This is a genomic window from Massilia glaciei, from assembly GCF_003011895.2.
GTDB classification, from domain to species: domain Bacteria; phylum Pseudomonadota; class Gammaproteobacteria; order Burkholderiales; family Burkholderiaceae_D; genus Telluria_A; species Telluria_A glaciei.
The window spans coordinates 1-6,345 of sequence record NZ_PXWF02000123.1 but is presented as its reverse complement, the minus strand read 5'-3'; the positions used below and the strand labels follow the sequence as shown (position 1 = coordinate 6,345).

5 protein-coding genes and 1 pseudogene are annotated in these 6,345 nt (G+C 68.8%); 5 read left to right on the top strand and 1 reads right to left on the bottom strand.

Going from position 1 to position 6,345, the window contains the following annotated elements; translation table 11 throughout:
• The 5 genes and pseudogenes from C7C56_RS09540 to C7C56_RS09520 all read left to right on the top strand — a co-directional run.
• Positions 1 to 440 (top strand): annotated as a pseudogene (locus C7C56_RS09540) (TolC family protein); the annotation flags it as partial.
• Positions 437 to 1,000, top strand: coding sequence for a hypothetical protein (locus C7C56_RS09535; protein WP_106757202.1), 564 nt, complete (start codon positions 437 to 439; stop codon positions 998 to 1,000). The pseudogene C7C56_RS09540 and the gene C7C56_RS09535, both read left to right, overlap by 4 nt.
• Positions 1,001 to 1,026: 26 nt before the next feature.
• A complete protein-coding gene (locus tag C7C56_RS09530; protein ID WP_229458503.1) occupies positions 1,027 to 2,121 on the top strand; it encodes an efflux RND transporter periplasmic adaptor subunit in 1,095 nt (364 codons plus the stop codon).
• 3 nt (positions 2,122 to 2,124) lie between these two features.
• The gene (locus tag C7C56_RS09525) at positions 2,125 to 5,229 is read left to right on the top strand and encodes an efflux RND transporter permease subunit (RefSeq protein ID WP_106757200.1); all 3,105 of its coding nucleotides are present in this window, start codon (positions 2,125 to 2,127) and stop codon (positions 5,227 to 5,229) included.
• Between the two features lie 39 nt (positions 5,230 to 5,268).
• Entirely contained in the window at positions 5,269 to 5,646 is a 378-nt protein-coding gene (locus C7C56_RS09520; RefSeq protein ID WP_106757204.1) for a hypothetical protein, read from the top strand.
• A gap of 142 nt (positions 5,647 to 5,788) precedes the next feature.
• Here C7C56_RS09520 and C7C56_RS09515 read toward each other — a convergent pair whose 3' ends face one another.
• Entirely contained in the window at positions 5,789 to 6,244 is a 456-nt protein-coding gene (locus C7C56_RS09515; RefSeq protein ID WP_106757199.1) for a tellurite resistance TerB family protein, read from the bottom strand.
• Between the last annotated feature and the right edge of the window lie 101 nt (positions 6,245 to 6,345).

Below are 6,345 nucleotides of genomic sequence, written 5' to 3'. Positions count from 1 at the left end.
CCGAGCTGACGCTGGGGATGGCGCGCGAGCGTCCGCACTACGGCGCGCCGCACGAAACGAGCGTGCTGCTGCGCCTGAAGGTGCCGTTCGCCGCCGACGCGCGCAACCTGCCGCGCATGGCGGCGGCCGAGGCCGAGCGGGCCGAGGCCGACGCCGCGCTGGCGCGGGGCGGCGAGCGCACGCAAGCCGAGATCGCCGCCGCGCGGGGCGAACTGGCGCAGGCGCAGTCGGCCGCCCAACTGTCGGACGAGCGCCTGGCGCTGGCGCGCGACACCCAGCTGTTGCTGGCGCGCGCGTTCAGCCTCGGCGAGATCGACCTGCCGGCCCGTTTGCGCGCCGAAGCCGAGCGCTTCGAGGCCGAGCGCGCCGCCGTGCGCGCCCGCCTCGAGGTCGGGCGCGCCACCGCCAATTTAAATCAAGCTTTGGGAATTTTGCCATGAACCACAAACACCTTTTTGCCGCCCTGGCCTGCACGCTGGTGCTGGCGGCCGGCCCCGCGCTCGCGCACGACGGCGAGGACCACAGCGAGAAACCGGTGGCGCCGGCCGCCACCGGCGGCGCGCCGCGCATCGAGGCCCATTCGGAGCTGTTCGAGCTGGTCGGCCGCGTCGAGCACGGTGTGATGACGATCCACCTCGACCGCTACGCCGACAACACGCCCGTCACCAACGCGCGCATAGAAATCGAATCGGGCAAGACCAGCGGCGTCGCCGTGCCCAACAAGGACGGCACCTATTCGTTCAAGTCGCCCCTGTTCGACAAGCCCGCGCCGCTGTCGCTGACCTTCACCGTCAGCGCCGGCGGGGACGACGACCTGCTGGCCGGCGACCTGGTGCCCGCGGCCGGGGAGGAGCACGACCACCCGCAGGCCGCCGCCACGTGGGCCGGCTTCACACCGCTGCGCATCGCAGGCGCGCTGGCGCTCGCGCTATTGGCCGCACTCGGCGCGGGTCTGGCCCTGCGCGCCCGCCGCCGCAACACCGTCAAGGAATACAAATGAAACCATGTTTATTGCGATGTTTATCAATGCTGCTGGCATGGCTGCTGGCCGCCCCGGCGCTGGCCCACGATGGCGACGACCACAGCAAGGAGGCGCCGGCGCCGACGGCCAACAGCCCGCAGCGCGCCGCCGACGGCAGCGTGCTGCTGCCCAAGGCCTCGCAGCGCCAACTGGCGATCCGCACCGTGCTCACCGCGCAGCGCGCGTGGCCGCAGACGCGTGAACTGAGCGGCAAGGTGGTGGTCGACCCGAACGCCGGCGGCAAGGTGCAGGCCGCGTTCGCGGGCCGCATCGAGCCCGGCCCGCGCGGCTTCCCCGCGCTCGGGCAGGCGGTGCGCAAGGGCGAGGTGCTGGCCTACATCCGGCCGGCGTTCGACGCCATCGCGCGCGCCAACCAGTTGGCCCAGGCGGCCGAGCTGCGCGCCGGCCGCACGCTCGCGCAGCAGCGCCTGGCGCGCCTGCGCCAGCTCGAGGGCAGCGTGCCGCAAAAGGACATCGACGCCGCCCGGCTCGAGCTGGCATCGCTGGGCGAGCGGCTGGCCGCCGTCGGCGCCAGCGTCAACGCGCGCGAGGCCCTGAGCGCGCCCGCCGCCGGCCTGGTGGCCGCCGCCAACGTGGTGGCCGGCCAGGTGGTCGACGCGCGCGACGTCGTGTTCGAGATCGTCGACCCGGCGCGCCTGCGGGTCGAGGCGCTCGCCTACGACTCCCGACTGGCGGCCGACATCGCCGGCGCCAGCGCCAGCCCGGCGCCCGGCCAGTCGTTCGCGCTCGAGCTGCTCGGCGCCGGCGCCATGCTGCGCGAGCAGGCCATACCGATCCAGTTCCGGCTCAAGCCGGGCCAGGGCCGCGGGGGGCAGGTCGCGCTCGCGGTGGGCCAGCCGCTCAAGGTGCTGGTGCAAACGCGTAGCAAGGTGACCGGGGTGGCCGTGCCGGCCGAGGCGATCGTCAAGAACGGCGCCAACCAGGACATCGTCTGGGTGCACGAGCAGGCCGAACGCTTCGTGCCAAAAACCGTGCGCACCGCGCCGCTCGACGGCGCCAACGTGCTGGTCCAGGACGGGGTGGCCGCCGGCGAGCGCGTGGTGGTGCGGGGCGCCTCGCTGCTGAGCCAGGTGAGGTAGGCCATGTTCAACTTCCTGCTCGACACCAGCCTGCGCAACCGCCTGCTGGTGCTGGCCGCCGCCGTGCTGATGATGGTGGTCGGCGTGTACTCGCTCGCCACCATGCCGGTCGACGTGTTCCCCGACCTGAACCGCCCGACCGTGACGATCATCACCGAGGCCGGCGGCATGGCCCCCGAAGAGGTGGAACAACTGGTCACCATCCCGCTCGAGACCACCATGAACGGCATGCCCGGCGTGACCGGGCTGCGCTCGGTCTCGAGCGCCGGCCTGTCGTTCGTGTACGTCTCGTTCGACTGGGGCGTCGACATCTACCGCGCGCGCCAGATGGTCAGCGAGCGGCTGGTGCTGGTCAAGGACCAGCTGCCGCGCGGCGCCACCGCGACCATGGGGCCGGTGACCTCGATCATGGGCGAGATCATGCTGCTGGCGCTGCCGATCGACGAGAGCAAGACCAGCTCGATGGCGGTGCGCGAATACGCCGACTGGGTGCTGCGCCCGCGCCTGTTGACCCTGCCCGGGGTGGCGCAGGTGATCCCGATCGGCGGCGAGGTGCGCCAGTTCCAGGTGCAGCCCGACACGACGCGCATGGCGGCGCTCGGGATCTCGCTCGGGCAGCTCGAAAACGTGCTGCGCAATTTTTCGACCAACACCAGCGGCGGCTTCATGGAGCTCAACGGCCGCGAGTACCTGATCCGCAACCTCGGGCGCACCTCGCGCCTCGAGGACCTGCAGCGCCTGGCCGTGGCGGTCAAGGAAGGCCAGCCGATTTTGCTCAGCCAGGTGGCGGCGGTCACCTTCGCGCCCGCGATCCGGCGCGGCGACGCCGGCTACAACGGCAAGCCGGCGGTCATCCTGAGCATCCAGAAGCAGCCCGACGGCGACACCGTCAAACTGACCCAAGCGATCGAGGCGGCGCTCGCCGACCTGCAAAAGTCGCTCCCGGCGGGCATGGGGCAACCGCAGGTGACGATGCGCCAGGCCAGCTTCATCGAGGCCTCGATCAGCACCCTGCAGGGCAAGCTGCTCGCCGCCTCGGCGGTGGTGGTCGTGATCCTGTACCTGTTCATGGGCAGCTGGCGCACCACGCTCATCTCGCTGACGGCGATCCCGGTGTCGCTGCTGAGCGCCATTTTGGTGTTCAAGTATTTCGGCCTGTCGATCAACACCATGACGCTCGGCGGGCTGGCCATCGCCATGGGCGAGCTGGTCGACGACGCCGTGGTCGGGGTCGAGAACGTGCTGCGCCGGCTCAAGCTCGAGCGCGATAAACCCAAGCCGATGCATCCGCTGCTGCTGATCGCGCGCGCCACCACGGAGGTGCGCTCGGCGATCCTGTACGCGACCGTCATCGTGGTGCTGGTGCTGGTGCCGCTGTTCTTCCTGCCCGGGATGGAGGGGCGGTTGATGCTGCCGCTGGCGGTCGGCTACATCGTCTCGCTGCTGGTGAGCATGCTGGTGTCGGTGACGCTCACCCCGGTGCTGGCCTACTACCTGTTGCCGGGCATGTCGCTGCACGCGCACGAGGACCCGCGCCTGCTCCAGCGCCTCAAGGGCGGCTACAGCCGCAGCCTGGCGTGGGTGCTCGACCATCCCAAGCCGCTGCTGGGGGGCGCGCTGCTGCTGGTGGCGCTGGCGGTGGCGACGGTGCCGTTCTTCCCGCGCACCTTCCTGCCGCCGTTCAACGAGGGCTCGGCCGTGATCGGGCTGCGCCTGAACCCCGGCAGCACGCTGGGCGAATCGGTGCGCCTGGTGAGCCAGGCCGAGGCGCTGCTGCTGACGGTGCCCGAGGTCGAGGGCGTGGGACGGCGCTCGGGCCGCGCCGAACTCGACGAGCATGCCGAGGGCGTGCACGTGAACGAGCTCGACGTCAAGCTCAGGACCTCCGAGCGCGGCGTCGCCGAGGTCTACGGCGACATGCGCCGGGTGCTGGCCGGGCTGCCGATGTCGATCAACATCGGGCAGCCGATCTCGCACCGGATCGACCATATTTTGTCGGGCGTGCGGGCGCAGATCGCGATCAAGATCTTCGGCGACGACCTCGACGTGCTGCGCGCCCAGGCCGCGCTGCTGCAGGCCGGGCTGGCCAGGGTGGGCGGCGTGGCCGACCTCGAGATCGAGAAGCAGGTGCTCACGCCGCAGGTAAAAATCGTGATCGACTACGACAGCGCGTCCCGGCTCGGGGTGGCGCCGTCGGAACTGCTCGACTACCTGCAAACGCTCAGCGACGGCGAGCGCATGACCCAGGTGGTCGAGGGCAGCCGCCGCTTCGACCTGGTGCTGCGCCTGCCCGAGGCCAGCCGCACCATCGCCGGCCTGCGCGCCGTCATGGTCGACACGCCGAGCGGGCCGGTGCCGCTGTCGGCGCTGGCGAGCGTGGCGGAGGCCGACGGCCCGAACCAGATCAGCCGCGACGACGGCAAGCGCCGCATCGTGCTCTCGGCCAACGCCGAGGGGCGCGCGCTGTCGGACGTGGTCGAGGACATGCGGCGCGTGGTGGCCGAGGCCAAGCTGCCGAACGGTTACTTCATCACCATGGGCGGCCAGTTCGAGGCGCAGGAGAAGGCCAGCCGGACGATCGGCCTGCTCTCGCTCGGCTCGCTCGTGCTGATCTATTTGATCCTATACAGCCGCTACCGCTCGTCGGCGCTGGCGCTGATGATCATGGCCAACATCCCGCTGGCGCTGGTGGGCAGCGTGATCGGCCTGTGGCTGTCGGGGCAGCCGCTGTCGGTGGCGGCGCTGGTGGGCTTCATCACGCTGGCCGGCATCAGCATCCGCAACGGCATTTTGAAGGTGAGCCATTACATCAACCTGTGCAAGGGCGAGGGCGAGCGATTCGGCAAGGCGATGATCGTGCGCGGCTCGCTCGAGCGGCTCACGCCGGTGCTGATGACGGCGCTGGTGGCCGCGTTCGCGCTGGCGCCGCTGCTGTTCGAGGCCGAGATGCCGGGCACCGAGATATTGCACCCGGTGGCCGTGGTCATTTTCGCCGGGCTGATCAGTTCGACGCTGCTCGACACCTACCTCACGCCGGCCATGTTCTGGCTGTGGGGCGCCAAACCGCTCGCGCGCCTGGTCGAGGCCGGCGAAGAGGAAGTTTTTTAAGCTCACATTGGAGGCAACATGTTCAAACCAAGCAATAGCATGAAATCGATCATCACCATCGTGTCGGCGGGCGCGGCCCTGGCCGCCTCCTGCGCGGCGCTGGCGCACGGCGTGCTGACGCCGCAGTACGGCGGCCAGGTCGCCAAGGTCAACGACGTCAGCTACGAGCTGGTGGCCACAAAGGGCAGCATCGCCGTGTACGTGGACGACCACGGCCAGAAGGTCGACGTCGCCGGCGGCAAGGGCAAACTGCTGCTGGTGGGGGGCGGCGCCAAGACCAGCGTGGCGCTGCTGCCGGCGGGCGGCAACAAGCTCGAAGCGAAGGGCAATTTCAAGTTGGCGGCGGGGACCAAGGTGGTGTCGGTGGTGACGCTGTCGGGCAAGGCGAGCGCGACCGCCCGCTACGAGCTCAAATAACAATCGGGTAACAATCGGGTAACAATCGGGGTCTGACCCGGGGTCTGACCCCGCTTAAGGAACTACTTGAAGAACGCCGCGTAAACGAACAAGGGGGCGGGCACCGCAACGGTGCCCGCCCCCTTTTTCTTGCGACTGATGCTTAAGCCAGTTCGAATTCGGCCGGGTTGACCCCAAGTTCCTTGGCGATCTTGACCGCAACGCGCTTCTCGTTGTCGTCGAACTTGCCGTCGGCCGAGGCGATCGCGATGATCATGCGCACCAGCAGGCGCGCCGCCTCGCCGTTCGATTTCATCTTGCCCAGCGCCTGGTAGGCCTTCGCCTCGCCGATGTCCTTGTCGAACTCGAGCTGGCTGACGAAATCGCCGAAGGCCTTGATCACGTCGCTGGTCGTGAAGATCGACAGCGCGTCGTGCGTTTCGATGAATTTGACCATCTTTTGCTTCTCGTCGGACGAGACGTTGCCGTCGGCCATGGCGATCAGCGCAGATCCGGCCATCGCGGCGTTCAGGAAATCCTTGTTCTTGAACTTCAATGCTTCCGTCTTCAACTCGCCGGCCTTGGTTTTCAAGCCGCTAAGAAAGTTTGCGAAACTCATTCATCATCTCCCGTTTGGTTAAATTGCAATGTTTGGTGGGCCGATCTTACCTTATTTGCGGATTTGCCCCAACCGCCACCAGGGCAATTGCATCAAAATTC

Bases quoted from the DNA above. Each gene is read 5' to 3' on its own strand.
- C7C56_RS09515 (WP_106757199.1), bottom strand. From the start codon at position 6,244: ATGAGTTTCGCAAACTTTCTTAGCGGCTTGAAAACCAAGGCCGGCGAG.
- C7C56_RS09525 (WP_106757200.1), top strand. From the start codon at position 2,125: ATGTTCAACTTCCTGCTCGACACCAGCCTGCGCAACCGCCTGCTGGTG.
- C7C56_RS09530 (WP_229458503.1), top strand. From the start codon at position 1,027: ATGCTGCTGGCATGGCTGCTGGCCGCCCCGGCGCTGGCCCACGATGGC.
- C7C56_RS09520 (WP_106757204.1), top strand. From the start codon at position 5,269: ATGAAATCGATCATCACCATCGTGTCGGCGGGCGCGGCCCTGGCCGCC.
- C7C56_RS09535 (WP_106757202.1), top strand. From the start codon at position 437: ATGAACCACAAACACCTTTTTGCCGCCCTGGCCTGCACGCTGGTGCTG.